Annotated in this window: 33 protein-coding genes and 2 tRNA genes; 14 read left to right on the top strand and 21 right to left on the bottom strand. The window is 48.6% G+C overall.

Annotation, left to right across the window (positions count from 1 at the left end):
- The 3 genes from OXH16_13150 to OXH16_13140 all read left to right on the top strand — a co-directional run.
- A partial coding sequence (locus OXH16_13150; GenBank protein ID MCY3682342.1) for a sigma 54-interacting transcriptional regulator occupies positions 1-2,046 on the top strand: 2,046 nt, incomplete at its 5' end.
- 358 nt (positions 2,047-2,404) lie between these two features.
- The gene (locus OXH16_13145) at positions 2,405-2,875 is read left to right on the top strand and encodes a hypothetical protein (protein ID MCY3682341.1); all 471 of its coding nucleotides are present in this window, start codon (positions 2,405-2,407) and stop codon (positions 2,873-2,875) included.
- Positions 2,876-3,186: 311 nt separating this feature from the next.
- The gene (locus OXH16_13140; GenBank protein MCY3682340.1) at positions 3,187-4,938 is read left to right on the top strand and encodes a LamG domain-containing protein; all 1,752 of its coding nucleotides are present in this window, start codon (positions 3,187-3,189) and stop codon (positions 4,936-4,938) included.
- Positions 4,939-5,054: 116 nt separating this feature from the next.
- On the opposite strand, the gene OXH16_13135 is transcribed toward OXH16_13140, so the two are convergent.
- The 19 genes from OXH16_13135 to OXH16_13045 form a co-directional block, all read right to left on the bottom strand.
- Positions 5,055-5,816: a hypothetical protein gene (locus tag OXH16_13135; GenBank protein MCY3682339.1), complete on the bottom strand. Its 762-nt coding sequence runs from the start codon at positions 5,814-5,816 to the stop codon at positions 5,055-5,057.
- Between the two features lie 74 nt (positions 5,817-5,890).
- Positions 5,891-6,394 (bottom strand): hypothetical protein, encoded by a 504-nt coding sequence (locus OXH16_13130; protein MCY3682338.1) that lies wholly within the window; start codon positions 6,392-6,394, stop codon positions 5,891-5,893.
- Entirely contained in the window at positions 6,387-7,073 is a 687-nt protein-coding gene (locus tag OXH16_13125) for a hypothetical protein (protein ID MCY3682337.1), read from the bottom strand. The genes OXH16_13130 and OXH16_13125 overlap by 8 nt, the downstream gene beginning before the upstream one ends.
- Positions 7,074-7,216: 143 nt before the next feature.
- Positions 7,217-7,825 (bottom strand): hypothetical protein, encoded by a 609-nt coding sequence (locus OXH16_13120; protein ID MCY3682336.1) that lies wholly within the window; start codon positions 7,823-7,825, stop codon positions 7,217-7,219.
- Between the two features lie 357 nt (positions 7,826-8,182).
- The gene (locus tag OXH16_13115; protein ID MCY3682335.1) at positions 8,183-8,512 is read right to left on the bottom strand and encodes a YkvA family protein; all 330 of its coding nucleotides are present in this window, start codon (positions 8,510-8,512) and stop codon (positions 8,183-8,185) included.
- Between the two features lie 98 nt (positions 8,513-8,610).
- Positions 8,611-8,892: a hypothetical protein gene (locus OXH16_13110; GenBank protein ID MCY3682334.1), complete on the bottom strand. Its 282-nt coding sequence runs from the start codon at positions 8,890-8,892 to the stop codon at positions 8,611-8,613.
- A gap of 35 nt (positions 8,893-8,927) precedes the next feature.
- Positions 8,928-9,146 carry a hypothetical protein gene (locus OXH16_13105; GenBank protein ID MCY3682333.1) on the bottom strand — a complete coding sequence of 73 codons (219 nt, stop codon included), beginning with the start codon at positions 9,144-9,146 and terminating at the stop codon, positions 8,928-8,930.
- Entirely contained in the window at positions 9,143-9,454 is a 312-nt protein-coding gene (locus OXH16_13100; GenBank protein MCY3682332.1) for a hypothetical protein, read from the bottom strand. Before OXH16_13100 ends, OXH16_13105 begins: the two co-directional genes overlap by 4 nt.
- Before the next feature lie 39 nt (positions 9,455-9,493).
- Positions 9,494-10,087 carry a hypothetical protein gene (locus OXH16_13095; protein MCY3682331.1) on the bottom strand — a complete coding sequence of 198 codons (594 nt, stop codon included), beginning with the start codon at positions 10,085-10,087 and terminating at the stop codon, positions 9,494-9,496.
- Positions 10,088-10,179: 92 nt separating this feature from the next.
- Positions 10,180-12,081, bottom strand: coding sequence for a fibronectin type III domain-containing protein (locus tag OXH16_13090; protein MCY3682330.1), 1,902 nt, complete (start codon positions 12,079-12,081; stop codon positions 10,180-10,182).
- Positions 12,082-12,152: 71 nt separating this feature from the next.
- Positions 12,153-12,605, bottom strand: a complete 453-nt coding sequence (locus tag OXH16_13085) for a hypothetical protein (protein ID MCY3682329.1) — start codon at positions 12,603-12,605, stop codon at positions 12,153-12,155.
- A 150-nt stretch (positions 12,606-12,755) separates the two neighbouring features.
- Positions 12,756-13,412 (bottom strand): Rad52/Rad22 family DNA repair protein, encoded by a 657-nt coding sequence (locus tag OXH16_13080; GenBank protein ID MCY3682328.1) that lies wholly within the window; start codon positions 13,410-13,412, stop codon positions 12,756-12,758.
- A gap of 147 nt (positions 13,413-13,559) precedes the next feature.
- On the bottom strand, positions 13,560-13,766 hold the full coding sequence (locus OXH16_13075) for a hypothetical protein (protein ID MCY3682327.1): 207 nt from the start codon (positions 13,764-13,766) through the stop codon (positions 13,560-13,562).
- A 190-nt stretch (positions 13,767-13,956) separates the two neighbouring features.
- Entirely contained in the window at positions 13,957-14,226 is a 270-nt protein-coding gene (locus OXH16_13070) for a hypothetical protein (protein MCY3682326.1), read from the bottom strand.
- A gap of 54 nt (positions 14,227-14,280) precedes the next feature.
- Positions 14,281-14,517, bottom strand: a complete 237-nt coding sequence (locus OXH16_13065) for a hypothetical protein (GenBank protein ID MCY3682325.1) — start codon at positions 14,515-14,517, stop codon at positions 14,281-14,283.
- Positions 14,518-14,551: 34 nt separating this feature from the next.
- Positions 14,552-14,737, bottom strand: a complete 186-nt coding sequence (locus OXH16_13060; GenBank protein MCY3682324.1) for a hypothetical protein — start codon at positions 14,735-14,737, stop codon at positions 14,552-14,554.
- Positions 14,738-14,797: 60 nt separating this feature from the next.
- Positions 14,798-15,496 (bottom strand): DNA repair protein RadC, encoded by a 699-nt coding sequence (gene radC, locus OXH16_13055; GenBank protein ID MCY3682323.1) that lies wholly within the window; start codon positions 15,494-15,496, stop codon positions 14,798-14,800.
- Between the two features lie 24 nt (positions 15,497-15,520).
- Complete coding sequence (locus tag OXH16_13050) at positions 15,521-15,973, bottom strand: hypothetical protein (GenBank protein ID MCY3682322.1); 453 nt, start codon at positions 15,971-15,973, stop codon at positions 15,521-15,523.
- A gap of 203 nt (positions 15,974-16,176) precedes the next feature.
- Positions 16,177-16,467, bottom strand: a complete 291-nt coding sequence (locus OXH16_13045) for a hypothetical protein (protein ID MCY3682321.1) — start codon at positions 16,465-16,467, stop codon at positions 16,177-16,179.
- Positions 16,468-16,568: 101 nt separating this feature from the next.
- On the opposite strand from OXH16_13045, the gene OXH16_13040 reads away from it, so the two are divergent.
- The 3 genes from OXH16_13040 (at position 16,569) to OXH16_13030 (ending at position 18,186) form a co-directional block, all read left to right on the top strand.
- Positions 16,569-16,766 (top strand): hypothetical protein, encoded by a 198-nt coding sequence (locus OXH16_13040; GenBank protein MCY3682320.1) that lies wholly within the window; start codon positions 16,569-16,571, stop codon positions 16,764-16,766.
- Positions 16,767-16,875: 109 nt separating this feature from the next.
- Positions 16,876-17,331: a hypothetical protein gene (locus OXH16_13035; protein MCY3682319.1), complete on the top strand. Its 456-nt coding sequence runs from the start codon at positions 16,876-16,878 to the stop codon at positions 17,329-17,331.
- A 201-nt stretch (positions 17,332-17,532) separates the two neighbouring features.
- Positions 17,533-18,186, top strand: coding sequence for a hypothetical protein (locus OXH16_13030; GenBank protein MCY3682318.1), 654 nt, complete (start codon positions 17,533-17,535; stop codon positions 18,184-18,186).
- Between the two features lie 383 nt (positions 18,187-18,569).
- On the opposite strand, the gene OXH16_13025 is transcribed toward OXH16_13030, so the two are convergent.
- Positions 18,570-19,613 carry a tyrosine-type recombinase/integrase gene (locus tag OXH16_13025; protein MCY3682317.1) on the bottom strand — a complete coding sequence of 348 codons (1,044 nt, stop codon included), beginning with the start codon at positions 19,611-19,613 and terminating at the stop codon, positions 18,570-18,572.
- A 385-nt stretch (positions 19,614-19,998) separates the two neighbouring features.
- On the opposite strand from OXH16_13025, the gene OXH16_13020 reads away from it, so the two are divergent.
- From OXH16_13020 to OXH16_13005, 4 genes are all read left to right on the top strand, one after another.
- Positions 19,999-20,526 (top strand): helix-turn-helix domain-containing protein, encoded by a 528-nt coding sequence (locus OXH16_13020; GenBank protein ID MCY3682316.1) that lies wholly within the window; start codon positions 19,999-20,001, stop codon positions 20,524-20,526.
- A 417-nt stretch (positions 20,527-20,943) separates the two neighbouring features.
- Complete coding sequence (locus OXH16_13015; GenBank protein MCY3682315.1) at positions 20,944-21,144, top strand: hypothetical protein; 201 nt, start codon at positions 20,944-20,946, stop codon at positions 21,142-21,144.
- A 256-nt stretch (positions 21,145-21,400) separates the two neighbouring features.
- A complete protein-coding gene (locus OXH16_13010) occupies positions 21,401-21,565 on the top strand; it encodes a hypothetical protein (GenBank protein ID MCY3682314.1) in 165 nt (54 codons plus the stop codon).
- Between the two features lie 76 nt (positions 21,566-21,641).
- Positions 21,642-21,845: a hypothetical protein gene (locus OXH16_13005; protein ID MCY3682313.1), complete on the top strand. Its 204-nt coding sequence runs from the start codon at positions 21,642-21,644 to the stop codon at positions 21,843-21,845.
- Positions 21,846-23,499: 1,654 nt separating this feature from the next.
- On the opposite strand, the gene OXH16_13000 is transcribed toward OXH16_13005, so the two are convergent.
- A tRNA-Met gene (locus OXH16_13000) sits at positions 23,500-23,575 on the bottom strand.
- Positions 23,576-23,735: 160 nt separating this feature from the next.
- Between OXH16_13000 and OXH16_12995 the strand changes: the two genes are divergently transcribed.
- From OXH16_12995 to OXH16_12980, 4 genes are all read left to right on the top strand, one after another.
- The gene (locus OXH16_12995; GenBank protein MCY3682312.1) at positions 23,736-25,070 is read left to right on the top strand and encodes a nodulation protein NfeD; all 1,335 of its coding nucleotides are present in this window, start codon (positions 23,736-23,738) and stop codon (positions 25,068-25,070) included.
- A gap of 27 nt (positions 25,071-25,097) precedes the next feature.
- Entirely contained in the window at positions 25,098-26,084 is a 987-nt protein-coding gene (gene floA, locus OXH16_12990) for a flotillin-like protein FloA (GenBank protein ID MCY3682311.1), read from the top strand.
- Between the two features lie 95 nt (positions 26,085-26,179).
- Positions 26,180-26,743 carry a hypothetical protein gene (locus tag OXH16_12985; GenBank protein ID MCY3682310.1) on the top strand — a complete coding sequence of 188 codons (564 nt, stop codon included), beginning with the start codon at positions 26,180-26,182 and terminating at the stop codon, positions 26,741-26,743.
- A 46-nt stretch (positions 26,744-26,789) separates the two neighbouring features.
- Positions 26,790-26,876: transfer RNA gene (locus OXH16_12980), tRNA-Leu, on the top strand.
- Positions 26,877-26,887 lie beyond the last annotated feature (11 nt).

Below are 26,887 nucleotides of genomic sequence, written 5' to 3'. Positions count from 1 at the left end.
AATGGCCTGTTCCGCTACGATGGACAGAAGCTCAAGAAGATGAAAATAGCTGCGGGTTCAGACGACAGGAGTATCAGTGCAATTGCCCAGGACTTGCAAGGTCAATTTCTTTTCGGCTATTGGGAAAAGAGCATCTATAAAACTGAATTGAAAAAAAAAGAACTTTCGGGCAGTCCATTAAAGCTCATTTACCAGCGGGATGAGGCATTCCAAACCATTTTTTTGGAGGAAAAAAAGAAAGATGTCTTAGACCGCATTGGCACTGTGGTTGTCGGACGTAACAGCGAGATCTACTTTCATCTATCTGAAAAAAAACTTTCAGATACCTACAAGGGCTTCGCGCGCTGGCATCTCGAAGATGGACTTAAATTTTATGGAATTGAAGATGGGCTAATTGACGATAGGGTCACAGATCTTATAGAAGACCGTGACGGAAACCTGTGGATCGCTACTCTGGGTGGTCTTTGTCGCTTTGATGGCAGCACCTTCCAGACCTTCACGACGGAAGACGGCTTGCCGAGCAACCGCATCCGTTGCTTGTTTGAGGATCGACAAGGACACCTTTGGCTCGGCACAGATGGGGGGGTAGCTCACTTTGATGGTCAGCTTTTCCAGACCATCAACTCACCGCATATAGGACCGGTTTGTCGGATACTCGGAGACCGCGATGGAACGTTCTATTTTGGCACGCTTCTGGGTTCTGTCATACGCTACCGCCTGCGACAAACTCCGCCCCGGATTCGCTTGTTTCAGGTGATTGCCGATAAGGTCTCTAAGAACCTGGAGGAAGTCATTGTATCTAAGACAGACCAGAATGTGATTTTCGAGTATAAAGGCATGAGTTTTTCCACCCATCCCAGCGACATGCTCTACATCTATCGCCTGAAGGGTTATGATGCCGACTGGCAGCTACCGACCCGAGAAATGAAGGCGCATTACCGGGACTTGCCGCCGGGCGATTACACCTTTCAGGTCAGGGCGATAGATCGCGATCTCAATTACTCAGAGATAGCGCAAGCACGCCTCTCGATCACGGCAGACCCGCGTATCGAAGCATTGACCGATGTCATCAACCGTCGAGAAAGCCAGGAGTTTATCGGTCATAGTGCGGTCCTGCACCAGTTTCAATTCCATCTTGAACAAATTGCACCTACCGATATAACCGTGCTGATTCTGGGCGAGACAGGTGTGGGCAAGGGACTGGCTGCTCGGACACTACACGCGCTGAGTGCTAATAGCGAAGGGCCTTTTATAGAGGTCAGTTGCGGTGCATTGCCCGAAGCATTGATCGATAATGAACTTTTTGGTCACGAGAAAGGGGCATTTACCAGCGCGGTTTCTCGCAAGCTGGGCAGGGTAGAACTTGCCAAAGATGGCACGCTTTTTTTGGATGAGATTGGGGACATGGCTCTGGAAACGCAGGTCAAGTTGTTGCGCTTACTGGAAGAAGGCACGTTTGAACGACTGGGAGATGGTCAGACGCTGACAGCGCAGACGCGGATTGTGGCAGCGACGAATCGCGATCTTGAGGAGATGGTCAGCGCAGGTGATTTTCGGGAGGATCTCTATTATCGCCTCAATGCTTTTCCGATGTATTTGCCGCCCCTGCGCGAGCGTAAGGAGGATATACCAGAGTTAGCCGAGTTTTTCAAGAATCGCATGGCGACACATCTAGGCAAGCAAATCAGTCCTTTGGCAGTAGAGGTGATAGAAGTGCTACAAGCATACGATTGGCCGGGCAATGTGCGAGAACTAGAGCATACGATACAGCGAGCCGTAATCGTATGTCACGGTTCTCAAATCAAAGAGGGTGATTTGGGAATGAACTATTCTCAACGCCCAGGCTCAACGCCCAGGCAGAGCACCCTATCCGCTTCTCAAGAGCGCGAAGTCGTGCCTTTGGATGAATTTGAACGCCGCTATATTCTCGGCGTACTCGAAGCCACCAACTATCAGATAAAGGGAGCGAGTGGCGCGGCGACACTGTTGGGATTACCACCTTCTACCCTGTATAACAAAATGAAAAAACTGGGCATCAAAAAATAAATTTAAATATCACTGATGTAATATAATTTCGAGACCGTAATAGGTCTTTCAGGACCGTAATAGGTCTTGTGTGAGAGCCAATCCGACTATTCTGTGATGATATAATATAGTCAGTTTGGCTCTTTTTCTTTATGTAAAACAACACTTTACGAATATATCTCTCTGGACACCGCTCCTATTGGCACGCTTTTTGCATTTATAAAAATTTTAAGTCTCATCAGGACGATGGTCAGGATGAAGCGCAAGAGCCACTTTGGGACTATTGCTATCTCCGACGATACTATCTACCGAGACGGGTTAATTCTAGTTTCAGAAACAGTTTTTTAGTCGTCAATCCACATTTTTTGGAGGGAATACCATGAAGGCAAAGTTTCTATTAGCAGTAGTTTTTAGTGCATCTGTTCTCTCTGGTTGTTTCATTGCAACCATTGAAACGGGTCTCCCACCTTCAGATACTAAAATTGTTAATGGATGGGCGGCCTGTTTTGTTTACGGCCTTGTACCGCCCAAGGTCGTTGAGACAGCTTCTAAATGTCCGTCTGGTGTCGCAAAAGTTGTTACAAAGCATTCATTTTTGAATGGCGTTGTGGCTGCATTAACTTTCAGTATTTTCACACCGATAACGATTGAAGTTACGTGTGCGCGATCCTCTGAAGTGAGCCTTATTGATCCAGGTGATGAACTTATGATCCCTAAAAATGGGTCATTAAAAGATTTCCAAAATGTATTTTATACAGCAACAGATAAAGCTGTTATGTCAGGGAAGGAAGTCTTTGTGCAAATGCAACAATCCAAAAGTAGTGCTGAAAAGGCTAAAGCTGGAGATTAAGTTGAAAACTGGCGATAAAGCTAATATGAAGTTTGGAGCTATCCCATTTTGGATGCTGTTGCCCAATTCCGAATTCTGTCCCCGCTGCAACTAATTATAGGAGTTACAGAGCCTGAATTCAGGCTACAAACAGCCGTTTTTCCAACCGCATACTTCCTATCGACTAATTTGGTAACAGCATCGTTTTGGTAGGTACCTTAAATACAGACGCTTTCACCTATGGTCGCGTTGGTCAGACCAAGCCACTGCCGAGTTCATCCAAAAGTACCGCGTTCTAAAAAAAGGACGCACTTATCAGAGAGGATTTTCAAATGTCACCATTCTGCCGTTTTTTAGCTACTATAGCAATTTGCTCCATGCTCACCACAAATGTTTACTGTGCTGAAGAGATGCCGGTCCTTTTCTTGGATGGTCGATCTCATGTTGAACTACCCAAAAATCTTTTTGACCGAACAACACAGGCGACTATCGAGGTTTGGGTAAAATGGAATCGTTTCAACAATTGGTCTCGGGTCTTTGATTTTGGTCGTGAAGGTAATGCAGTCGTTCTACAGAACGAGAAATCCTCTAATACCCTCAATTATAGAATTTGGGATAAATCTGGAAAGCAACATGGTACCCAGGCCAAAAAGGCTGCCAATACGGGTGTTTGGTATCACATAGCTGTCGTAAGTGGATTTGGTGGAATGAAATTTTATATCAATGGCCAGCTTGTAGATCAAAACGATTTTAGTGGTTCTCTTAGTGAATCGGCTGGAGGAAACAACTTTATCGGAAAATCAAACTGGCCTAAGGATAAAATGTTTGAGGGCTATATTTCAGAGTTACGAATCTGGTCAAAAATGCGGTCACAGTCAGAAATCCGGTCTGCAATGGAGACAGCCCTTGCAGGAACCGAAGATGGTCTGCTTGCTTATTACAGATTTACGGAAGCGACTGATAACCTGATTCCAAATGTAGTAGATCCAGATTTTCCAGCACGGATGATAGGATCTGCGAAACTCGAAAAAGTTCCAGCCATCGCCCCTCTACTTATGCCGGATAAACTTGAAAATACGGCTCTCGCCAGTTATGAAAAAGCGAAAGCCGCTCTTGAAGCAAAGCAATTTGCTATAGCTATTGATGAATTTGAGCGGCTCAGTAGCACCTACCCAAAATATAAGGACTCTGAGGACTTGCTTGTTCAAGCTCGTCAGCTTGAGGCAAATCGACAAGCCGAAGATTTCTACCAAGAAGGCATGCAGTATGTTCAACAAGGCAAATTTCAGCAGGCATATTTCAAATTTAAGTCTGCATTAACTCAAGTATCTGGATTTAAAGATGCCCATATGCAGATGCAAAACGTTCTTGAAAAAGCCAAATACCGCGTTGCGATATATCCTCTAAAGACATCGGTCTTAGGGGCGAATATCACGCTTCTTCAACAAGCGTTGGCGACTGAGCTTGTCGAAGGGAGACCTGCATTTGTTGAGTACCTTAACCAGCAAACGCTCAATAGACTTTTTATGAGCCAAATGACAAATTTTAGTGCGATTGACCTTAGCCAAACTCTGTCAGCAGCTAAGGAAGCGGATATTCGTGTTGTAGTATTTGGCGACTTGCTAACAGCTACAGCTACCAGATCACGTCCTCATCAAGAAGGGAAAACAGCCTATACTTGTCTGGTAGATGGCAATGGGCGGGTTGTCGGAAGAGGACGTCAGCAGACTTACTATATTGTGTCTCAGAATGCACAGGTTAATTGTGAAGCGAATTACCAAATACTCGACACAAGAGGCTCTATCTTGAAATCAGGCACCGTGCATGAAAGTCTAAGCGATAACGTCGAATACGCAAAATATTACGGGGACATAAATAAACTTGCGAGTAATGTGTCTAAGGGGTTGCTTGGGCTGTGGAAGGTTACTTGGCTCCGTGACAGTGAGCCAAGAGTCACTGCTCGAAAAGATCTCAAGGATACTGAAGAAATGATGAACGAAGCACTGAAAAGTTTGGCACAGAAAATGGCCCAAGAAATCAATAGTTTCGCTTCATCCTACTCACCCTCACCCAGTTCACAATAGTCTAAAACATATAATCCGCATCGCAGGCATTCTTCCATTGCCTACCACGCGCCGGTGGCTTACGAAAAGCTACATCAATCACAGGTTTGATACCCAAGTCCTCAATATTCCACCAATTAGAAATCTACTTTGATGGTAAGTGTAAACTCTGTTTGTTCATGGACATGGCGATCATATCCAGCTTCCAATGATAGGTAGGGAGGCACAGTAAGATTGGCCAACACATTAAGGTTGCTTCGTGTCTCAGTTGTCACGTTCAACTGGAGTTCTCGGCTTGCGAGTTGGTTGTTCGAGCCTTGCCGCATATCGAAGAGTGAACGCATATTGGCATCGCCCAATAATCCAGTTTTCCTTAGAAGTTCCCTTGCTGCTGGTACATCGGGGGCACCTCCCGGTAATTTGTCCTTTAAGACCAGTTTTTCTCGAAGCGAAGCCAACTCTTTGTTTTTTATTTTTCCATCTACACTACCCCTCATGGGTACACTGCCTTCAAGAGAAACGGTTGTCTCCTCTTCGATGTTTTTACACTTAATCTGCTTTATTGTAACTTCGCGAGCACCTAAATACCTGCATAACCTAGAAAAATAAAAGTGTTTGTCCAGCGCAAAAAGCTCCACCGCTTGCGTCGAGTTTTGGTATATATCCTTATCAAAGGGACTTTGAATCAGTACAGTCCCTGGCCTCGCAATCCCGCTGTCGATCAGGTCTTGTACAATCGGGTTGGACTGCTGTGGAGGATAAGGGAGTATATGTGTCTCTTCGTTGAGTAGAAGTTCAGGGCCATCCTCTTCAAAACGTAAAGCATCAATATCAGTCTGGTTTAGTACAAACACAGTTTTACGGCGATAGGGTTCGTCCGGCCATGTGGTATCTGTCATGGGCTTTTCTCCAGATTTCGATTGCGATAGATTTGTCTGATCTAAATGAGGCTGCAATTTTGCGGCTGATTTTTTTATTTTTTTACAAATATCACCCATAGAATGCTTAAGACGCCTAATACGATCAACAAGGCGGCCACTCCGAGCATCTTTCGGCGCATTCTGAGTTGCTTTTTTCTTTCAGCCAAGATAGCCTCGACACCACGACGGGCCATATCTTGGCTTTCGTCCGAAATCTTTCTTCCAATACGATTAGCAAAGCCAATAGTGGCACTGACGACATCTTCAGACCACGAAGCAGGAGGTTCATCCGGTACATGACCATAGCAAAGGAGCGGTGAGATCCTTCCAGCATCGTCCAACTCGTCCGGGGGTGCCTCCAAGAGGAATTTATCGTGGTACAAAAACGCATTATGCGAATCTTCAGAGAAGACCTGGGTGCCATCTAAAGCAACTTCTGATATTTTTTCGACCAATTCTCTGCGTTCATTCTCTTCTATGAGAGGTCGCTCATTATCCACTAGAGTATCGGGAGTCTGGTTATCCAAACTTTGGGCACTAAACGCGAGATTATTCATTGTGATTTACCACCTGATCAATTATCTCATACACCAAACTTTCTGTTGTATCCTGCGATTTTAAGCTACCGAAAATGAATTTCACCTTCCTCCCGCCTCCACTGCGTAATGCAATCTCTTGGAAAATAGGCATTCCACGGATTTTGTTCTCATAAGCCCCTCTTTTATCTTCTGGCAACATAGTTAAGTCAGGAGTCATGAGGTCGCAATACGTCCCTATAATAAACAAAGGAAACTTTTTGGGGTATTCCTTCAGCCATTTCCCAATTAGTCCTATATCTCGCTTAACCCGTTCTTCGGTACATTTATCGCCTTCCATTAACTTATCGGTTCTTAGAAGATACAGTACGATATCTGCCTTCTGAACAATATCTTTCCATTGACCATATTGAGAATCATCTCCACTCACATCTTTAGACTCCTTAATCCTCAGCTTCAAATCTTTGAGCTGAAAATCGTTAGGTTCCGCCTTTTTCGTATAGCGGTTAGCCTTATACTTTTTCGAGAACGTACCTTTGGTAAGAAAATTAATCAATACAGTTTTTCCAACCGCAAGCCCTCCAAGGACAGCTAGTCTCTTGCCCTTCAGAGCTTTAATAATGGCATCAACGGCTACGCCGATACCTGCGCCGGCCAGACCTGCACCGACGATTATCAAAATGGGAATAAAAATTGGCATGGTATCCTCCGAGATTTAAGAATAGAAATTATGATCGGTTCACTTCATTATCACATTTTTTGTAGTTGCGGAAGCCATCCCGGGGATTAAACTCAACGCCCCGGGATGGCATAGACTTCATCAGTTTTTGTCTTTATCTCTCCTTATCTGCCGCGAACCGCGTCGTAATAATTGAGATAATCGACAATCATCATGATCTGAGCGGGGGTTCCCAAGCTGATGGACAACTCGACGCCAGTGACTTCCTCACTGCGATCGTAGCGCTTTGGGCGGAAATTGGTGAGAAACGCCCGAAAATCGTCCCGACCGCTTCGTTGGATAACCTTCAAGGCCCAGTCGTCCTCGGGTTCCCAAGCGGCCACATTATCTACGTAATGACTTATGGTGTATCCGTTATAGGCTTCGTTCAATTCCTCGCGCAATTCAAAGTATTTCGGCATCAGGTTTGATCCCCCTGTGCCTGCGGGAATGTCCTTGCTTATTGCGTGGAAAGTGAAAAGGCCGCGCTTTTCGGTGAAATACAGCACAAATTTGACAAATCTATCATCTGGCACCGGCACTTTTGAAAGCAGAAGGACTTGCCTGGTGCGCGTTGTCCAAGAGGTATCTACAACAACGCCTTCGAGATTTTTTACTTCATCCCGGGACAAGCCCATCTTGAACCCAAAGGGGTTTGCGCCAAAGGCATTGGCGTGGGCGGTTGAGGCCGTCAAGACCAGTAATAACGGGAACAACAGTGTGCGAAACTTCATGGTGAAACTCCCTTGTGATGTACACACAAAAAGCCCTTGGGAGACACACTCCCAAGGGCTTCTATTTTTACCAAATAGTCGTTGAAAAACGGTACAGCTTTCGCGTGGACTTTTCGCATGGTGGACTTTCTGCGAGGTGGTGGATGGCACTCAATTATTGAGTGCCGGGCACAGTCCACCGTCACGCAGAAAGATGCGATTAAGCCCCGCCTATTTACCCTGGATCGGGGAGCTACCCGTCACCGTTAATGGGCTGTTGTATTCAGCAGGCTACCCGACAAAACGGGTATCTGCCTGACAATGGACTGTTGTCAGAATACAACGATAGGCGGGGGGTGTCAATATAAATATCAGCCATCAACCAAACCATTCTTTCATTTTCTCGGCGGCTTGCTCTTTCACCTTTGGCGTGATGTGCATGGCAATGGCGGCGACCGCGCTGATCAATACGCCCAGGTCGTCGGTGAAACCGAACACGGGCGTTGGGTCAGGTATGGCATCGACCGGCGACACGAAATAGGCCAGTGCCGCAAAGACAGTGGCCTTTGCCCATTTGGGCGTGTCCTTTGATTCGGCGGTGTAGTAGAGCCAGAGGGCTTTTTCCACAATTTCGCCGCCAGCTTTGCGAGCGAACCTTCTCAACTTCTGCCAGAAACACTCATCATTGAAATCTTTCCTTTCTCCCATTGCACACTCCACAGAAAAACCCCATCAGGACAAAGCCTTATGGGGCAGGTTTAGAGGTCTTGTAATAATCCAGTGGGGAGAGTTGAACAGATCGGCGCTTAAATCGCTTCAGAATGCGTCTGAACGTGGGGAACTTCGCGCCTTGTCTCTGGGGCAGAGAAGTCAATACTGTTCGCATAGTCCAGCGGCGTCTTGTCGTGGCGCATCAACTCACCGGACATGTATTGAGTGAGAATGCGGCGAATGACCATATTGCGCGTATCCCACGAGTTACCGGCGGCGGTGTCAAGCTGTGCCTGAAGTTTGCGAGGGATTTTGATTGAGAACGTTACAAGGTCGCTTGTTCGAGGCCGTCCAACAGGACGCTTTGATTTTGACATGATTTGCTCCGATCGGCAAGGTCGTGATTTAGGTGTTACGGCAGTCCTATGGACTCGGAAAACTCCAACGGCATATTATCTGTGCGAATCAATTCACCTCTCAGATACTGCTCAAGGATTCGGCTGATTACGACATTGCGGGTCGCCCAGGAATTATCAGCGGCGCGGTCGAGACGGCAGACAATCCCGCGCGGGAGTTTGGCGGCAACAATCACCAGCTCCCTTTTTGGTGGTCGGCCATTGTTTTTGCTCATGACGTTCTCCTGTTCAGCAACACCCTGGCGGGATATTGCTGGCCTTGTCGTATCCAGCCCGGCTCAATGTACGGCTCTGGCGCCAACGAGATAGTTGAGCCATTGGTAAAGCAGATGGCGTCAGGGCTTGCGCTCGAAATCTCCAGATACTCTTTTGCCAGAATAACGTCAATATCGCCGTTGTGATCTTTCCACGCTCGCAGGGCGATGGTACCGGAAATATCGCTTTGATACTTCTCGAAGTCCTGCTCTTGCAAGTCCTCTATTCGATCCTTCATCCGCTCAATGCGCGGGTCGATTGATTCCATTGAAATCTCCTTGTTGAATGTTCTCGAGTACGGTCATTGTCAAGACGTGAGTGGCAATGCTCGCCTGACCATTGGAGCTTCAAAGTCAATGGCGTCCAGATAGTCGAGGGCTGTATCATCCACGCGCATAAGTTCCCCAGTGAAATACTGCTCGAGTACTTTGCAGATGACCTGATTGCGGGAATCATGGGAGTTACTTTTGGCCTTCTCGATCAGTGCCAAAAGTGGCAGAGGAATCCTCACAGACACCAGCTTGAGGTTGTCTGTCCTCGGCTGTCCAACAGGGCGTTTGGTCTGCCGCTCGATGCGGGCTTTTTCTTTCCACTCCAGCGAGACAGCTTGCCCTCTGGACAATCCTGTATCGAGACATTCTGCGCGCCAGACGGCTCCCGGCTTTATTCCTTGCGCTATGGGGCTGTTTGGCGTACGTGTATGCTCTTTGATGCGGTCGGCTATTCTGACCTCTGTGGCCTCTACAAATGCCCGTCCGTCGGCAAGCGTGATGCGATATACCGAGTAATGACTCTCATCTTCTGGCGGGTTCGTGAGGTGGTATCCACAAAGGCCACGCTCGACGGGCGGGAGTTGGCAATTCAGATGGGTACAGTGGAGATAGCTTTTCAGAATGTCCATATCGCTCCTTTTGTTTTGGTGTTACGGGAATAGAAAAAGCCCCCGGCGGTGTTCTGCCAGGGGCGCGTGTGTTTGTGTTCTCGAGTACGGGTTTATGCAGTCTGACCAAAGGCGGCGGTGAAGATGAGAAAGTCTTCTATGCCGACAATGCCGTTGCCGTCGAGATCCATACGGGCATCGAAGTTTTGATCCCCTTCTCGTGTGCCAAACACATCAACAAAGAGCAGGAAATCAGGGATATTGACAATACCATCACTGTTGAAATCAGCAGGGAGAAGCGTCTTTTGCGTTCTCACTGTTATACAGCTACTCTGTGGACTCCAGCCGCTAAGGTTGGCTCCCTGGACGCTGAAGTAATACTCCGTGTCTGCAACAAGGTCAGTGAAAAGGACGCGCTGCTCTGCGCTGCCTTTGGACTCAGCAATGTCTGTGCAGGAGTTGTCCGTATAGCGGACGATGTGGTATGCGAATACGGGCACATCATCCGCTGGCGGATCCCATTGCAGAGTGATTGTCGTTGCGGTCACACCTGCCTGTCGCACATTCTGGGGCATACTCGGCGCCTTTGGCTCTGGCCTCTTTGCAAAACTCATTTTGATCTGAATGGGATTGCTGGCAAACAGGTCTTTGGTGACTGTATCTGCAAGGTCTCCTATCGGTCCAGACAAAAGTGCCAGCATTTCGTTCAGCGTAAGTGAGTGAACAAGATGGAGTGAGTCTTCTGTTGCCGTGTAGGTATATGATCGAGAGGTGTTCTCCCCTGTCTTGAGGGTAAGCACTGTTGCCGGGGAGGTGCTGTAAGTACCTGCACCCTTCAGGGTATCCTTTGCCGTTGCCGTTATCGACATCAGAAACGTCGCCTCTATGTCTGCCTCTGCTCGGAAGTTAGCCGTGACGCTATCGCTGTCGGCTTTGAAGGTGATCTTGCCGTTCACAGTGCCGCTGTATTGCGGCTGAAGCGTTTCTTCGAGTGCGAGCGGCATATACACCTTTAGTGCGCTACCCTTCGCCTCCCAAGTGCCTGTCAGTACCCCTCCTTTTGGCGTGAACGTCTCCCCTTCTTTTTGCAGGTACTGTGAAACGATACTTAGCTCTTTTTCCAGGATGCGAGGGCATAAGAGGTTGGCGAGTCCCCTTCCGTATTCTCGGTCAATGCCGGGTTCGCCTATATCGACCGCGCAGACTTCCAGTGTCTCCCGTACTTCTTCCTCAGTCGGATAAAGTTGTGAGAGGTAGAATGCCATAGCGGAGAGACGGGCAGAGGCGTCAGAGGTGTATTGTCCTGGTATTATTGTGAAGCAATTCTCTTTGATGTCTCCACATGAGACGACATTCCTGTTCGGTTCAATATCATGCGTTCTGGTTATGTGAGCGCTGGTAGCCCAGAGGACTTTGTTGGTGTTTCGCACTTCCAACAAGAATTCGTAATTTCCGTCCCTCCAGTGCTGATGATTTTTGTTGTAGAGGTCACGATCAGCTTCTCTTTGATCGGTGATGTATGTTGAATCTACAGAATATGTATTGCCAGCGGATAAGATAAACAGGATGTTATCAGTGCTTCTTAATCTGGCCGGGTCTTCAGACGTATCAAGCGGCGTACGTCGTGGTATATGCACCACCCTTGTTGCATTCCGCAGATTCTCCTGTTCATTTGAAATGAGCTCTCTCAGACCTACATTCCCAATCAGATCCACGTAGCCGAAGCGCTCTACAAACAAGATATTTCTATCGGATACGCCAGTGTTTATGAATATGTCTTTCATCGCTTTGCCGTGACCTGTAGTTGGATCATCGGCAATGATCAGTGTGTCCTTGAAGCCACTTTGTAGAGCAACGGCCCTGCTTTTGCCGAGGTCATAGATTGACGGAAACCGAACTCCCGTTCCCGGCTTGAAGTCCCGTATCATTAACTCGACCAGCGACGGCATCTCAATCCTGCACGACTGGGTGACGATCCCTACCAATAGCATTGTTACTACTGCACCTATACGCATGCGGTATTCCTTCTTTTGATTGTTGACATATTCTCCCCGATCGTTGGGGTCGTGTTCGGAGTAACACCAAATTAAAAGGTATCGTGACCTTGCCTCAAAGAGAAGTCGATGATGGGGGTGATGCCTTGCTTTCGATAATGGGCGCTCACGCCACGCAAAGACAAACTGACAGTGTGCTTACGTCCGTTAATCTCGATGAACCAATAGGCATATTTCGCGCCCTGATTGAAGGGCGGATCCCCGTGAACCAGCCTGTTGGGTTCTCTGAGTCTTTCAACAATTCTGTTCCGATACGAATGAAATTTCACCTTTGCATCCGAACCTTCGTAAAGCGTCTTAAAGACAGGCAGGGCGGCGTGTTTCTCGTACGCATCCACGAGTAATTTTTCCAGCATCTTCTCGCCCGTCGTCACCTGCGAAACTTCAACAGGCGCATTGTCGCCCAGGAACCTTTTGGACTCGCCTATCATTCCCAATGCAATCACCAGCACAAAAATTGCAATAACTCCCCAGTGTTTTTTCATATCCCCTCCACAGTGGGCCTTGCTCCGCGCCTGAAGGTCGAGATGTACGCAAAAGCTACGAAACACTTCATGTTAAGCGTTCTGAGAGCGATTAACAAGTGTCTCCCCCAGGCACTTTTCAAATAATCGCTCCCAGACGCATCCAATCCTCTATTTCTCCCCAAATGCGCGGCTTATGAGGTCTGATGCTTCCTTTTTGGTGATACGCACCTCGCCATCTTTGGGGGGAGTCTTCAACTTGCGGTTAATCTCGTCGGCAAGGTCGCCATCCGTCTTTGAGGACTTGGCGATGTTCTGCAAGGCGACGATCTGCTTTGAGGTGGCCGCTTCTCCAGGCCCTACCTCATAACGTTCTGGCCCCTGCTCGCGCGGTGGCGGGTTAGGGTCGTCTATCCAGTCATGGCCGGGGTCAGAAAGCGGGTCGTCGTTGTGCCCGTTGTGATGCCGTCCGTTGCTGGCGCGGCTGGCGTTGTCGTCGTCTCCGTCGTAGAGATGCAGACCAATACCGAACATCGAACAGCACTTTTTGAGCGCATCGACACAGGCGGTTTTCATTGCATCGCCCAGGGGAAACCCACGATTTATGTTGCCGTGCCCGTAGTTCTCTCTGGTGATTACTCGACCATCTTCGAGCGTTATGCTCAGCGACCCTTTCACGCCCACAGTGGTATCGGTAAGGCCGACCACTTCGGTACGGAAGTCCCAGGCGAAGGGAAACATTCGATCCAGACGGCGGGTATATTCGGGATGCCCGACATACGAGAGCGGCTTGTTGCCGGTTCCTGCATCCTGGCGAATCTTTATCACGTCCTGGGGGAACGGTACATAGCACTCGCCAACGATAGCCTCAACATCGACCTCTGGCAGTAGAGCGGTTTCTGCGCTGATTGCTTCCATTGGATATTCCTTTCAATGGTTGGGGGTTATGGGCGACCACTGGGGCCGCCCTGGTGGTTACTCGTCCTCGAAGTCCTGAATGATGATTCGATCCTCTCCAATAGCCTTTATGATCGTGCTGAATTGCTCACTGGCGGCTTTGGATGAAGGGTATCGCACGACCTCCGTGTTGCGGGTATTACCTTCAAAGACAATATCCCGTCCTGTCAGGGAGATGTCGCGCCCCTCAAGTGCCAGTAACCGGCGGCCATTCTGAAGCCACATTGTTTAGTTCCTTTCGTTGGGCGCGTGAGTCATTGAGCAGACCACACGGCCATTTGTGAACGTCTGGCAGAGCCTATCGAGGTGCTTGACAAACGCCTGGCGCCTGGCGACCTGTCCCGAGAGTTTCAGCTTCACTGTGAGGCCGTCAGGCGCGGCAGGTGTTACCTTTTCTTTTGCCATTGATGTCTCCCTATTCGCCATCAAATTCAGCATCGGCGCCCACATCGGCCATGCTGTTCGATGTGAGAAATTCGTACGATTTTTGCAAAACGAGGATGGCCTTCGGTATATCGTTCACCTTCAAGCTGTTGGTGGTCTGCCAGTTGCCGTCTTTGTCCAGGTAACTGCGCTGAAACGTGACAGTGCGGACAGTGAATTTTTCCTCTCCGCGTGTGTATTCATTCTCGTAGATCGAGGCCGAGCATAGCCCATGCCTAAACGTGATCTCTGGCTGTGACATTGTGGTTCTCCTGTTGGATGTGGGCAACTCTCGAAGTCGCCCAGATGATTGGGGTTATTCCGCGGCAAAGTCTGTATCCCAACTGAAGCTGTATTCCTCTTTGGACTCGGTGAACTCCTGACACAATTCCTCAAGCCGTTTCACAAAATCCTCGGGCTTGAGCGTGACCAATCCGAAGAACTTCAGACGGACAACGAACTTTTCCGGTGTGTGGTTGGTGGTGGTTTCTACGGGCGTAGCTATCTCAATCGCCTCGGCGATCTCTGGCGGCGCGGCCTCATATTCTGGCATTGGTGGGGTTCCTTTCTACGCTTGCGTTGGGGAGTTAGATGATCAGGCCGCTTTCTGTGAGGCGTTGGACTATGGCGTTATACCGGACGGCGGCGGCTTGTGGTGATGGATAGCGCACGACCTCGATGTTGCGGCCATTGTCGAAGACGATCTCGCGGCATTCCAGCTTGATGTCTCTGCTCTCAAGAGCAATCAGCCGCTGGCGGCTTTCTACCCACATTGTTTTGCACGTCCTTTCTGTTGGGGGTGATTGGGCGACCGCGCGGGCCGCCCAGGTGGATTAGAAAACATTCGCTTCCTTCATGCTGATGAACCGCTCGGATCCGATGATGAGGTGATCGACCACCTCGATCCCCATTATCTCGCCAGCCTGAACCATCCGGCGCGTAAGCTCGATGTCCTCACGAGAGGGCGTTACATCGCCAGAGGGGTGGTTGTGTCCGAGTATCACACTGGCCGCGCTTATCCCAACGGCTGGCGCAAACACTTCTCTCGGATGCACAAGACTCGCGTTGAGGGATCCGATGCTGATTGTCTCGGTCTTTATGACCTGGTTCCTGGCATTCAGAAAGATCGTGACAAAATGCTCTTGCTTGAGGTCGCGGATGTGGCGAAGCTCTGGCAAGACTTCCGCGGGCGACGTGACCGGCTTATCTATCCCCATGCCCTGATTAAGCACACGACGGGAAAACTCGAGTACGGCTTGCAGGGTGATTTGTTGGGATTTGGTCAGATCATTCCCTTCGAGTCTGCGGTCGATGATTTGCCCGGGCGGATGTTCAAGCTGAAAGTCTGCGAGTTTGTCGATGGGGTTCTTTTTGAGAAAAGCGCGGCACTTCGCCAGCACGTCGCTACCATTGCGTTGGGGCATTCGGAGAACGAGGGCAAGAAGCTCATCATCTGGCAAACTCTCGGCTCCAGTCTTCTGGATTTTATAAACGGGTTGCTCAATTTCGTACACGCCATTGATCTTATACATCGAGGGGGTCTCCTATTGGTTGTGTTACCCGAAGATGGCTTTGGATGCAGCGGCGGCAGCCTCATTGGGATTGGTGTATTCGATGCCGTTAATGACGTAGATTTTGCCCTCATTTTCGGCTTTGCGAACTGGTGGGGGATCTGGCGTTGTTTCTGGTGGGGTGTCTGCGGTCGATTTCCCGTTGGGCGGGGGATGGTCCTGGCTGTACCGTTTGGGGGGATATTCGCCTTCGCCATTGGCTTTATTGGCGTGATACTCGGCCTTGCGGTCGGCACTGGCTTTTTTGTCGCCGTCACGCTTTTTGATTCTCGCCATTGCATTGTCGATTATCTCGGTGGCTTTGTCCCTCGTAGCTCGCGGGCTATTCATCCAAATGGCAGTACGGTGTGCTTCTTCCGCGGTGAACGTGCTTGACAACATCAGCTTGTTGAGCAAAGCGCGTTGTTTGTCGGTCGGTTTTTCTGTTGCGTTCTCCATCGAGATCTCCTTTCGTGGTGATGCACCTGTCAAGGTGTGCATTGTTTTGCCCTGGTGAGTGTGTCGGCACTCACTGGGGCTTTTTTCCTGCTCTCCATTATGTTTGTGCCTGAAAAGCTGAAGATTCGCACAAACAAATAGCCCGTCGATCGGTTAAGACCAACGGGCTGTTTTTTTGTATTCGAGCGCGGGCGCGGGCGGGTCTATTCGCTGTAAGACAATTTCTCCTGTGGGTGCTGGTGCGGCACTTCTCGCCGTACCGCCGGTGCATCAAAGTTGATACTGTGTCCATAATCAAGCGGCGTCAAATCAGCCCTGGACAATTCGCCATTGAAGTATTGCTCGAGTACTCGCCTGATGATCATATTTCGGCTATCGAGCGAGTTACCAGCGGCCTTGTCGAGTTGGGCTTGTAGCTTGCGAGGTATCTTTATGGAGAACGTTACAAGGTCGGTTGTCTTTGGCCGCCCGACCGGACGTTTAGATTTTGACATGTTTTCTCCAGATCGTGAGCCTGAAAGTTTAGGTGTTACCGAAAAGGGGGCATTTAGTGACCATATTTGAGGCGGGCTATTGCGCCTTTTTCGGCTAGGCCTTGAGCGGATCCAACCCGGAGCGAGTGCCCGAAGATATAGCCGTCAACCCCGGCGTCGCGGGCGCAGGATTTGATTATATCGCGCACAGCGTTGACTATGATAGCATTATCCCCCAGGCGGCCATTACTCCACATCCGCCGAAAGAGCGGGCCTTGCGCTCCGCTTTATCGGGTATCTGTCTCAACAATACGATCTGACTTTGCCAGCCTCGCTATCAAAGACTTTATTGACAACCAACCATAACTTCAACTATATATAATCAAGTGTTTGCTGAGTAATGGGCTTTCCAGTAATTTCCTTCAGAAAGTGGATGTGATGACACGAGAACAAATCAATGAGTCTATCCGAGAGGATATGAGGGAATACATAGACTCGCCTAATCTCAATCTTCGCATTATGGCAAAGGCGATTATTAGAGAACCACATAGCGGCAGAGAGCCATATCAAATTCTGGCTGGTGAATACCGATGGTTTAAGAGGGGTACTGAGGAAAAAGAGGTCGCATATACATTTATGCGAAAATATGACGTGCCCAAACTAAAAATAGAGGCGAGAAAGAAAGAGCAAGAGGAAATCGAAAGAAAGAAAGCGGAATTTGACAAAGAAACGGAAGATTTGAAGCGTTATCGAGACAATGGCAATGTGTTTTATTTCATTCTCTGGCTATTCTCTTTTATCACTGGATTCCTTGCAACATCGTTCTTTATTGACATAAAACAGACAGGTAAACGAGCGAAGAAATATACCGGAGGCGATAGCTAAACAAATGGGACTTATATTCAATAGTGCCGGTGATTTTGGGGTGATTGATTTTGGTTTATAGTATAGGTGATTAGTAGTGTAAAGAGCAGGGAAATGAGGAGGTAGGGTGGCCTCAATTTCCTTATACGGCTGAGGAATTGGCAAAGGTGGTAGTGACGCCTGTTAAGTCAGAAGAAGCGAAAGAGAAATTGGGTATTGATAATGGATAAATCGTACAGTATTACCATAAAAGGTGAGTCCTCTGGAAAAACAATTAGAGGAAATATTCCTGGTGAGGCATGGGAAACGCTATTAGGGTTCTGTAATGAAGTAGATGAATTTTTTAATTTGATTCAGAGATGTGGAGGTTTGAAAGTTAGTGGGAGCGTGAAGATAGATTTTGATGATGATAGTGTTGAATTGGTGGAGAAATCAAATATTGATATTTTACGTCGTTCAGGAATCTTACATAGGTTGAGACCATTTATACTTCAGGGGAGTAGGAGGTATCCAGAGCCTTTTTATTTTAATAAGATGGTAGATTTGCTTAGTTGTAATATGAGACACCCATTGATGACTCAATACTTCCGATCTGTCAAAGATGTGTTTTCTAATAAACATTTTCGGAAATCGTTGAGAATTACTTATGGAGAATTGATGGTCAACAGTGAGGAAGTTTTGATGGCATGGTTAAATGCGTACGAATACCACAGAGACGATGGTAAACGAAAATTGATAGAAGAAATTGAGGCGGTGTTTCCTAAAGAATCTTTACGAATGATATTTATGTTAATGATATTGGAGAAGATTAAAATAATTTTTGAATTTAAAGGTGTTATTTCTCGCATTGATAAAAGAGGAGGATTTGAAATATAAACTCATTGAGCTAAAAGTTTGTTTCTGCTTATCGAATCGCTGTGTCGGTTGCCTGAGCCTGTGCGATTACAAAATGAATTGCTGGACAATGAATTAGACCAGCACGATCTATTCTGGAAATTCTAGCGTATAGAACAGCAACATCAAAGAGACATGCAATATCAGTTCTGGAGTCGAAAGTGTTATTGCGAATGCTGAACAGTTGAAGCCAAAACTTGCTCTTGTAAACACTGTACATTTGCCAGCATGAAGTCAATACAAAATTGTGTCGTGCTGAGTCTGGCGAGCCATTTTAATCGAATGGCTCGCCAGACTTTTTTGTGCGCTCACTCTGAATTTTGAGGTTGATACGTTTGAACAATTCAAATTGTTTGGTCCCTTTTCTATTCCCCTAGGATTGTGGCAATCACACCTTTTGCCAATTCCTCTTTCTCGGTATATCTGGCTGGCATTCGCGTATCTTTCCACCTGCCAGCCGTCTGGAGTTGTAGCATTGTCGCTTTTTTCTCCACGAGTGTTTGCGCTGTTCCCACCCTGAAGCTGTGGCCTGAAATTCCGGTAACATCTATTTGCGCTTTTTCGGCCACGTCTTTGATCATATCCCGTATCGCAGTGATACCGAGCGCGTCTTTGCCCATTTTGCTGTTTTGATAGATGCGCCTGAACAGTGGGCCGTCACTCACGCCAGAGAGCCGCTGGTATTTTTCGATTGCTTTGATTGTCCGCTTTTGCAGATAGACTTCTCGCCCTTCGGCTTCTTGGTCAGTCTTTAAGCGCGGGATTAGAAGACTGCCCGATCCGTTTTCTCGAGTACTGATATGCTCGCATAGGATCGCGCCAACCTCTGAAATCCTCAAAAGTCCATTGCTCATTGTGAGAATGATAGCGGCATCACGCGCTCGGCGGATCCATGCCTTCTCTGGTGTCTCTTTGCTGTCGGTCGGTGAGGTATGCGCGGGACTGTCTGCGATGGTCGCCATCGTTATAGCGTCATCGACTTTGATACCAGTGGCTTGGCCGCGACCTCGCGCTTGCGCCTCGGCATTGCGCTTGATGCCCTTCAGCGTTGTGTCTGCTGGCAAAAAGTCAATGGACGTGCCTGTGTGTCGGGCCATGAATTTGATCGCTGTCAGGACGCTAGCGATGGATGCAGGGCTTTTGCCATTGAGGTGCAGATGTGTCAGATATTGATTGATTTCTTCGGGCGTGACATGTTTGCCGTGAAAGCGCACGGCGGCTTGCATAAGTACCCCGTCGAGGTCGCCGCTGGTTTGTGCGGCCTGGTCGATCTTCTCGCACCAATTCAAAAAGTGCGTGGTAGCGTGGCAATACATCCGCTTTGTGTTGTGGGCGATGGATCCCGGTTGAAGTGTCTGGGACGTTTTATCGACCGCGCTGTGCGGCCTGGTGGTCAATGCGTTGTCCATACTTGGCTTCCTCTCTCGTGTTTGACTTGACCGATACTTAGAAAATTCCTATTGTGTATATACGTAAATATACGCAGAACTTTCCACAGCAGACAAGAAAAAAGTTTTTCTATCAGAAAAAGTGGGAAATTTGCGACAAATTATTTTTGGGGTTGAAATTTGAGTTGCAACGACCTATGTTTTTTATCATCCGACGAGAGGTAAAAAAAGTGCCGTCAGGCTTGTAGGGAGCCGACGGCACAGAGAATAGCTTGCAAAGAACACCCAAAGAACCCCCATTGAGTATTCAATGTTAAGATACGAACGAAAATGAAATTAGCAAATAAAAATGTTTTTTTAATCTGTCTCCGTACCCGGTCGGGGGTACAACAAGAGGGAAAGAGAGATGTTTAGTGATGTCATGAAGTATTATCAGGAGGAGATAGAAAAGGACGACAAGGCCCTGAATGTGTCCGATGAAGAGTTTTTTATGACACCCAAGTGGCTGATGTGCCGTCCCGTCAATGAAGTGCCCTACAGTGCAAAATGTGTCTATGGCGTCCTCAAGACCTATTGCAGTATGTCTATGGGATATGGAAATGGGGCTTTCACCTGGGTAAGCAATGTAACAATCGCTCAGGACATAGGTGCCAAGAGCAAGACAACCGTCGAGAAGGCAACCAAAAAACTCTTAGACCTAGGGCTTATTGGTCGCATAAGGCGAAAAGGAAAGGGAAAAGGCTTCTTTAGTACCGGTAATGTATCGTCTGTACACTACCTGCGCAGACACCAGTGGATGGATGACTTTGCCGCTGCCAAAGCCTTGAGGGCTGAAGAGCGAGCGAAGTTGCTTGAGCGGAATGAAGCGATCTATGCAGCAGATGCGATCCGCCATCAGGAATACAAACAATTTAAACCCTTTCCGCCCCTCTAACACCTATACCCGCTCTAGAGGTGGTAGGCTTCCGTGCGACCATCTGGTTGAAACTTACCACCTCTACGTCTGGTAGGATACCCGCTCTAGAGGTGGACATAATATAAGAAGTACTGAATAGAAGATTGTAGGCGTCAATATAAAACGCACTGTGTGAGTCCCTGGGAAAATCTTGACTTCAAAAACCCTCTCCGCAGTCACTGCGGAGGTACAGAGTACGAGGAGGAAGATGCACATGATGAAGATCCTCGCACACCTATAGCACCTGTTGGTGAAGGGAGACAGATTTCGGGATGGCGGCGTACTCGAGCTTATGGAAACCGAGAGTCAAACTGACCGGCGCGGAGCGTCGAAAAATATAGCGCAAAAACCAAAGGACAACGGCAACCAAAAACCCCCCAACCTGTGAGGGCAAAAATGACTTTACAGAAACTTGTGATCCAATGGGCGACAATGCCTTATCGAATTGATGCGGCGAGCTTGGCAAAATCTGCTCAGGCATTGAACCAAGTGATTGAGATTGAGAGGGAAAAAGAGAGGACCACCAGGCGGCGTGGTCGGGCACTGGACAGGCAGGCTTGTTATCAAATGAGGTTATTTGGGCATGGTGAAAATTGAACATATCGCTGGGCACTGGATCGGTTTGATAATTGGACAGATTACAATGAGGACAAGATCAGAAGGCTTTTGGGAGTCGATAAGAAAAAGGCGGGTGTATCTCAACGGGCGGCAAATGCGTTGACAGACAAGTTATTTCCGGGCCACCAGCACGGCATCTTTCGAGGCCAAGTGAAGGCGTATTTGGACAAGATCAGGCGGCTTTGATGACGAATGGGCAAAGCTGAATGCCAACGCCGCTGAAGGAGATCAACAAATGAAAACACAGGTAATCAAAGAAATTTCGCAACTTCTGAAAGAACTCGACACCTCTTTTTGGGGGTCAATTACACTGCGTATTCAGAAAGGTGAGTTAATCAATATTGTGAAAGAGCAGTCCATTAAAATAGACGCTCTGAAACAAGATGTGCAGCACAAATAAAACTCCAAAAACAAATCATTAAAAACAATATCAGGGAGTAGGAAAAACCACACCTGAGAAAAAGAAAGGTGTGATTATGGCAAAACGACAAAAAATCGACTGGGACAATATCCCTGTTACGGTCATAGAAGAAGGTGCTCCAAATCTCCAAAACCCCTATGCCCAATTATCCCCCGAAGAACGGATGGATCACTTGAAAGAACTCTGTCAAACCATTTATATGAGGAGGTTGGAAAAACCAACTCTGAACAGTATTTCTGGAAGTGAAGGCAGTGATTAAATGTTGCATAAAGCATTGTTTTTAAGTATATTTGTAATAAATAGACGGGAGATATATTTATATATAATTCCCAAATAAAACAATACAGAGCAAAGGGGATGGATATGGTAAAATGTGGCCTTTATGCACGGGTCTCAACCGACCTGCAAGCCGAAGTGAAAAATGGCAGTTTGGACACCCAAATTGATCTGCTTCAGAAGTACGTCGAAATCAAGGATTCCACATCGCCAGAAGAAGAATGGAAAGCGGTGGCAATCTATCGTGAGGAAGGCAAATCGGGTAAGAATTTAGACCGCCCTGGATACAAGCGAATGGTTCGAGACATTGAGCAGGGTAAGATTGACGCGGTGTTATGCACAAAAATTGATCGCGTCAGCCGGTCTATCATCGACTTTTATCAATTCCACGAATTTTTAGAAGAAAACGAAACCATATTCATTTCAATCAATGAGAATTGGGATACCTCAACCGCTATGGGTCGGTTTGCTCTCTCAATTTCTCTCGCAACGGCTGAATTAGAAAGAGAACGTACCAGTGAGCGCACGAAAGAAAAAATGCAGTGGCGTGCTGAGAAGGGCCTACGTAATGGCGGACAGCACCTCCTTGGATACGACATTGATCCGGACAACAAGGGCGTTCTAAAGCCCAATGAAGCAGAACGAGAACTGGTGATCTTAATTTTTCAGACGTACGTCAAAGAGCAAAGTTTTCGTGCCGTAGCCCGAATCATAAATGAAAAAGGCTATCGTACAAAATCGTATGTGTCGAGAAGGGATAAGGTCTATTCTGGCAAAAAATTCAATAAGACACAGATTATGCGTATGCTCCAAAATGAATTTTATATTGGAAAAATTACTCACAAAGGTAAGGTATATGAAGGCCAGCATGATCCTCTTGTCCCGATGGAATTGTGGAATAAAGTGCAAGCCGTTATAGAAACGAACCGAGTCTCTGGGACAAGAGGGAGGAAACAAAACCTTCACCCCTTCTTACTTCAAGGTCTGATTAAATGTGGCTGGTGCCAGTCTCACATGACCCCTTCGCAGGCTCGAAACCACCAAAAAAAGCCCTATTTCTACTACCATTGCACCTGTAAAATCCATCGTGGAAACGAAGAATGCAAAATGAAGCCGGTGTCTGCACCGGCCCTTGAACAAGTAGTCGCTGATCGGTTAATTCAACTCAGTGATGATCAAAAACGTGTTCAAGAGCTTATCGCAGAAGCTACGACAAGCCAATCGGAGCGTATGAAAACCTTAAGGCAAGCACAGGAAAATCATCGCAGGAACCTCAAAGATATTGAGAAGAAGCTGGATGTCCTGGTGGAAAGCATCGCTGGTCAGCAGGTCGGCCTTAAAACCATCAGTCAGAAAATTATTGCCCTCGAAGAACAAAAAAGCCAAATAGAACAGGAGATGATGGAGAACGAGGCAACTCTGGCAGAGGCAAAACAAAAGGCCATAAGTGTTGCTCAAATGAAGCAAAAACTTATGACCTTTGAAGAATTATATAATGAAGCCACACCAGAGGAACAGAAAGACCTGTTAAGGCTACACATCAACCAACTGATTTATACCCCTGATGAGATTCAACTCGCTTTATTTCGTTCCTGTCATGAACCGGACAGGTCAGAAGTTCTGCGAGACGATACGTTTGGTAGCGGCAGAGGGACTCGAACCCCCGACCCATGGATTATGATTCCACTGCTCTACCAGCTGAGCTATGCCGCCACATAATATCAGGGCGAGAAAAATACAGGAAAACGCTTATAGTGTCAAGCAATAGCCTTCCATCTGCAACCCATCCCTCGCCTCGCGCATCAAACCTCAAAACCATTGACAACGACCTCAATATACGGTATATGAGAATATATTGTGGAGGAACTTATTCATGAAACCCGTACTCACACTCCTCGTACTCCTTCTCGGACTCGGTTTGCCCGCCCGGGCAGAAGAAGTACACGTCGCCAAAATCAACGGCACCATTGAGGGCGGCGTTGCCGCTTTTGTCACGCGCGTCATGAGCGACGCAGAAGACGCGGGCGTCAAAGCCGTCATCTTTGAAATCGACACCCCTGGCGGTGCCCTCGATGCCGCGCTCACCATCCGGGACGCCATCCTCTACAGCGAAATCAAAACCATCGCCTTCATCAACCCCCGCGCCATATCTGCAGGCGCCCTCATCTCTCTGTCTGCCGACCACATCATCATGGTCGAAGGCGGCACCATTGGCGCGGCCACAGCCGTCGATATGCAGGGCAACAAAGCCAGTGAAAAAATCATCTCGTATTTCCGCAACGAAATGAAAGCCACAGCCGAAAAAACCGGGCGCTCCTCCAAACTGGCCGAAGCCATGGTCGATGAAGACGTCGATATCGAGGGCCTGGCACCCAAAGGCAAGCTACTCACCCTCACCACTAAAGAAGCTGTTGAACAGGGCATCGCCGACCACAAAATCTCCGAAAAAAACGAATCGGAAAAACTCATCGCCGTACTCAAACACTACGACCTCGTGCAAGCCAGCGTCATCCACCAATCGACCAACTGGGCCGAACAAGTCGTGCGCTATCTCACCAACCCCTACCTGGCCTCGCTGCTCATGACCCTGGGATTTCTGGGCCTGATATTCGAAATCCAAAGCCCGGGCTGGGGCATCGGCGGCACCATCGGCTTAATCTGCCTGGGCCTGTTCTTCGGCAGCCACCTCCTCGTCAACCTCGCTGGCTGGTCTGAAATACTCATCTTCTTTCTCGGCATCGCGCTCATCCTCCTCGACCTGTTCTTTGTCGTCGGCTTTGGCCTGCTCGCCATTCCCGGCGCAATCCTGGTCTTAACCAGCCTGTTCTTAAGCCTCATGGGCCGCTTTGACCTCTGGACCTGGGACGACATCAGCGCCGCACTCACCCCCTTGCTCCTCTCTGTGATCCTCACCGGTGTCCTGGCCATACTCATCCTGCGATCCCTCCCGAACTCCAGAATGTGGAACCGCCTCGTACTCGACATCGAAGAAAAATCTTCCGAAGGATATGTCGCGGCCCCCTACAGCGACCTCTTAGGCGTATCGGGCACCGCATTCACAGACCTGCGCCCCGGAGGCACTGGCGTATTTGATGGTCGTCGCATCAGCGTATCGACCGAAGGCGAATACTTAACCAAAGACACACCCGTCACAATCATCGAAGTCGAAGGCAGTCGCGTCATTGTGCGAAAAATAGAAGACACATAAGACCGACCATTTTTTAAGGAGCTTTTCATGGAAGCGATTATTCCCCTTCTTATAGTTGCTGCAGGTATTCTGGCACTCTCCCTCTTCTTATACTTCATCCCCGTGGGCCTCTGGATCTCTGCCCTGGCTGCGCGCGTGCGCATCGGCATCATCGAACTCATCGGCATGCGCTTGCGTCGCGTGCCCCCGCGCATCATCCTCGGCTCGCAAATCAACGCAACCAAAGCGGGCCTCGACATCCCCACTGCATTTCTCGAAGCCCACTACCTCGCCGGCGGACATGTCGAAAACGTCGTCAACGCACTCATCGCCGCAGACAAAGCCGGCATTGGCCTCACCGGCGAACGCGCCGCCGCCATCGACCTTGCCGGACGCGACGTACTCGAAGCCGTACAGGTCAGCGTCAACCCCAAAGTCATCTCCACCCCCATGGTCACCGCCGTAGCCAAAGACGGCATACAGGTCAAAGCCACCTCTCGCGTCACGGTTCGCGCCAACATAGAACGCCTCGTCGGCGGTGCAGGTGAAGAAACCATCATGGCCCGCGTAGGCGAAGGCATCGTCACCACCATCGGCTCTTCGGAAACCCACAAAGACGTACTCGAAAACCCCGACATGATCTCCAAAACCGTACTCGACAAGGGCCTCGACTCGGGCACCGCCTACGAAATCCTCTCCATCGACATCGCCGACGTGGATGTGGGCGACAACATCGGCGCAAAACTCCAGACAGACCAGGCCGAAGCCGACAAAAACATCGCACAGGCGCGCGCCGAAGAACGCAGAGCAATGGCCGTTGCACTCGAACAAGAAATGGCAGCCCGTGTTGAAGAAATGCGCGCCCGCGTCGTCGAAGCCGAAGCCGAAGTCCCGCTTGCAATGTCCGACGCCTTCCGCAGTGGCAACATGGGCATCATGGACTACTACCGCATGCGCAACATCGAAGCCGACACGCAAATGCGCGAAGGCATCGCCGGTGAAACCGAAGAAGAAGACGATAATGAAGGCAGGTAAGACGTAAAACGTGAGACGTGAGAGGGGCGGGCGGTCCTCTTACGTCTTACGTCTCACCTCTTACACACACCATAACCTTATAGCGGCTCGACATCATGGACCTGGAACTCCTCATACCGATAATCTTTATCGTCGTTAGCCTTTTATCCTCGCTCATAAAAAAACTGCGAGGCGCCAGAGAACCCGACGAAACCAAACTCCGGCGCAGGCAAACGTCCCGCGACGCAGGTGCCGACGACCCCTTTGAAGAGGAATTTGACCTCTCTGAATGGGAAGTACTCTTCGGATCTCCCGAACCTGAACCCGAACCCAAAACCCCTTCGGAATTCCAGGAGGTACACGGCAAACGCCCGGTCTCCGAAGCGGACACAGGACCAGAATTTCAAGAAATACACGGCAAGCGTCCCGTCTCCGAAGCGGATACCGGACCGGAATTCCAGGAAGTAGAGGGCAAACGTCCGGTCTCTGATGAATCGTCTTACATCGAAGGCAAAACCTCATTTACACGCGCATCAGAAACCCAACGACTCCTGCGTCCCAAACGCAAAAAACGACGCATAAAACTCGATTTTGAACCCAACACCATCCGCAAAGCCATCATCTACAACGAAATCATCGGACCGCCACGCGCCGAAACAGATCACTTCAAAAACCCTTGACACACAATCCCGTGTTTGGGATATTCTTGACCACAGGACTTCAGGTGCCGAAGTGGTGGAATTGGTAGACGCGCTGGACTCAAAATCCAGTGGCCGCAAGGCCGTGTGGGTTCGAGTCCCACCTTCGGCACCATAAAAACACAA

The organism is Gemmatimonadota bacterium (genome assembly GCA_026705765.1).
Taxonomy (GTDB): domain Bacteria; phylum Latescibacterota; class UBA2968; order UBA2968; family UBA2968; genus VXRD01.
Note: the sequence above shows the minus strand (reverse complement) of the source record. Positions and strands in the feature narration are given on the sequence as shown.

Excerpts from the sequence above, each read along its gene's own strand:
- OXH16_13145 (MCY3682341.1), top strand. The coding sequence starts at position 2,405 with ATGAAGGCAAAGTTTCTATTAGCAGTAGTTTTTAGTGCATCTGTTCTC.
- OXH16_13140 (MCY3682340.1), top strand. The coding sequence starts at position 3,187 with ATGTCACCATTCTGCCGTTTTTTAGCTACTATAGCAATTTGCTCCATG.
- OXH16_13135 (MCY3682339.1), bottom strand. The coding sequence starts at position 5,816 with ATGACAGATACCACATGGCCGGACGAACCCTATCGCCGTAAAACTGTG.
- OXH16_13130 (MCY3682338.1), bottom strand. The coding sequence starts at position 6,394 with ATGAATAATCTCGCGTTTAGTGCCCAAAGTTTGGATAACCAGACTCCC.
- OXH16_13125 (MCY3682337.1), bottom strand. The coding sequence starts at position 7,073 with ATGCCAATTTTTATTCCCATTTTGATAATCGTCGGTGCAGGTCTGGCC.
- OXH16_13120 (MCY3682336.1), bottom strand. The coding sequence starts at position 7,825 with ATGAAGTTTCGCACACTGTTGTTCCCGTTATTACTGGTCTTGACGGCC.
- OXH16_13115 (MCY3682335.1), bottom strand. The coding sequence starts at position 8,512 with ATGGGAGAAAGGAAAGATTTCAATGATGAGTGTTTCTGGCAGAAGTTG.
- OXH16_13110 (MCY3682334.1), bottom strand. The coding sequence starts at position 8,892 with ATGTCAAAATCAAAGCGTCCTGTTGGACGGCCTCGAACAAGCGACCTT.
- OXH16_13105 (MCY3682333.1), bottom strand. The coding sequence starts at position 9,146 with ATGAGCAAAAACAATGGCCGACCACCAAAAAGGGAGCTGGTGATTGTT.
- OXH16_13100 (MCY3682332.1), bottom strand. The coding sequence starts at position 9,454 with ATGGAATCAATCGACCCGCGCATTGAGCGGATGAAGGATCGAATAGAG.
- OXH16_13095 (MCY3682331.1), bottom strand. The coding sequence starts at position 10,087 with ATGGACATTCTGAAAAGCTATCTCCACTGTACCCATCTGAATTGCCAA.
- OXH16_13090 (MCY3682330.1), bottom strand. The coding sequence starts at position 12,081 with ATGCGTATAGGTGCAGTAGTAACAATGCTATTGGTAGGGATCGTCACC.
- OXH16_13085 (MCY3682329.1), bottom strand. The coding sequence starts at position 12,605 with ATGAAAAAACACTGGGGAGTTATTGCAATTTTTGTGCTGGTGATTGCA.
- OXH16_13075 (MCY3682327.1), bottom strand. The coding sequence starts at position 13,766 with ATGTGGCTTCAGAATGGCCGCCGGTTACTGGCACTTGAGGGGCGCGAC.
- OXH16_13070 (MCY3682326.1), bottom strand. The coding sequence starts at position 14,226 with ATGTCACAGCCAGAGATCACGTTTAGGCATGGGCTATGCTCGGCCTCG.
- OXH16_13065 (MCY3682325.1), bottom strand. The coding sequence starts at position 14,517 with ATGCCAGAATATGAGGCCGCGCCGCCAGAGATCGCCGAGGCGATTGAG.
- OXH16_13060 (MCY3682324.1), bottom strand. The coding sequence starts at position 14,737 with ATGTGGGTAGAAAGCCGCCAGCGGCTGATTGCTCTTGAGAGCAGAGAC.
- radC (MCY3682323.1), bottom strand. The coding sequence starts at position 15,496 with ATGTATAAGATCAATGGCGTGTACGAAATTGAGCAACCCGTTTATAAA.
- OXH16_13050 (MCY3682322.1), bottom strand. The coding sequence starts at position 15,973 with ATGGAGAACGCAACAGAAAAACCGACCGACAAACAACGCGCTTTGCTC.
- OXH16_13045 (MCY3682321.1), bottom strand. The coding sequence starts at position 16,467 with ATGTCAAAATCTAAACGTCCGGTCGGGCGGCCAAAGACAACCGACCTT.
- OXH16_13030 (MCY3682318.1), top strand. The coding sequence starts at position 17,533 with ATGGATAAATCGTACAGTATTACCATAAAAGGTGAGTCCTCTGGAAAA.
- OXH16_13025 (MCY3682317.1), bottom strand. The coding sequence starts at position 19,613 with ATGGACAACGCATTGACCACCAGGCCGCACAGCGCGGTCGATAAAACG.
- OXH16_13020 (MCY3682316.1), top strand. The coding sequence starts at position 19,999 with ATGTTTAGTGATGTCATGAAGTATTATCAGGAGGAGATAGAAAAGGAC.
- OXH16_13015 (MCY3682315.1), top strand. The coding sequence starts at position 20,944 with ATGACTTTACAGAAACTTGTGATCCAATGGGCGACAATGCCTTATCGA.
- OXH16_13010 (MCY3682314.1), top strand. The coding sequence starts at position 21,401 with ATGAAAACACAGGTAATCAAAGAAATTTCGCAACTTCTGAAAGAACTC.
- OXH16_13005 (MCY3682313.1), top strand. The coding sequence starts at position 21,642 with ATGGCAAAACGACAAAAAATCGACTGGGACAATATCCCTGTTACGGTC.
- OXH16_12995 (MCY3682312.1), top strand. The coding sequence starts at position 23,736 with ATGAAACCCGTACTCACACTCCTCGTACTCCTTCTCGGACTCGGTTTG.
- floA (MCY3682311.1), top strand. The coding sequence starts at position 25,098 with ATGGAAGCGATTATTCCCCTTCTTATAGTTGCTGCAGGTATTCTGGCA.
- OXH16_12985 (MCY3682310.1), top strand. The coding sequence starts at position 26,180 with ATGGACCTGGAACTCCTCATACCGATAATCTTTATCGTCGTTAGCCTT.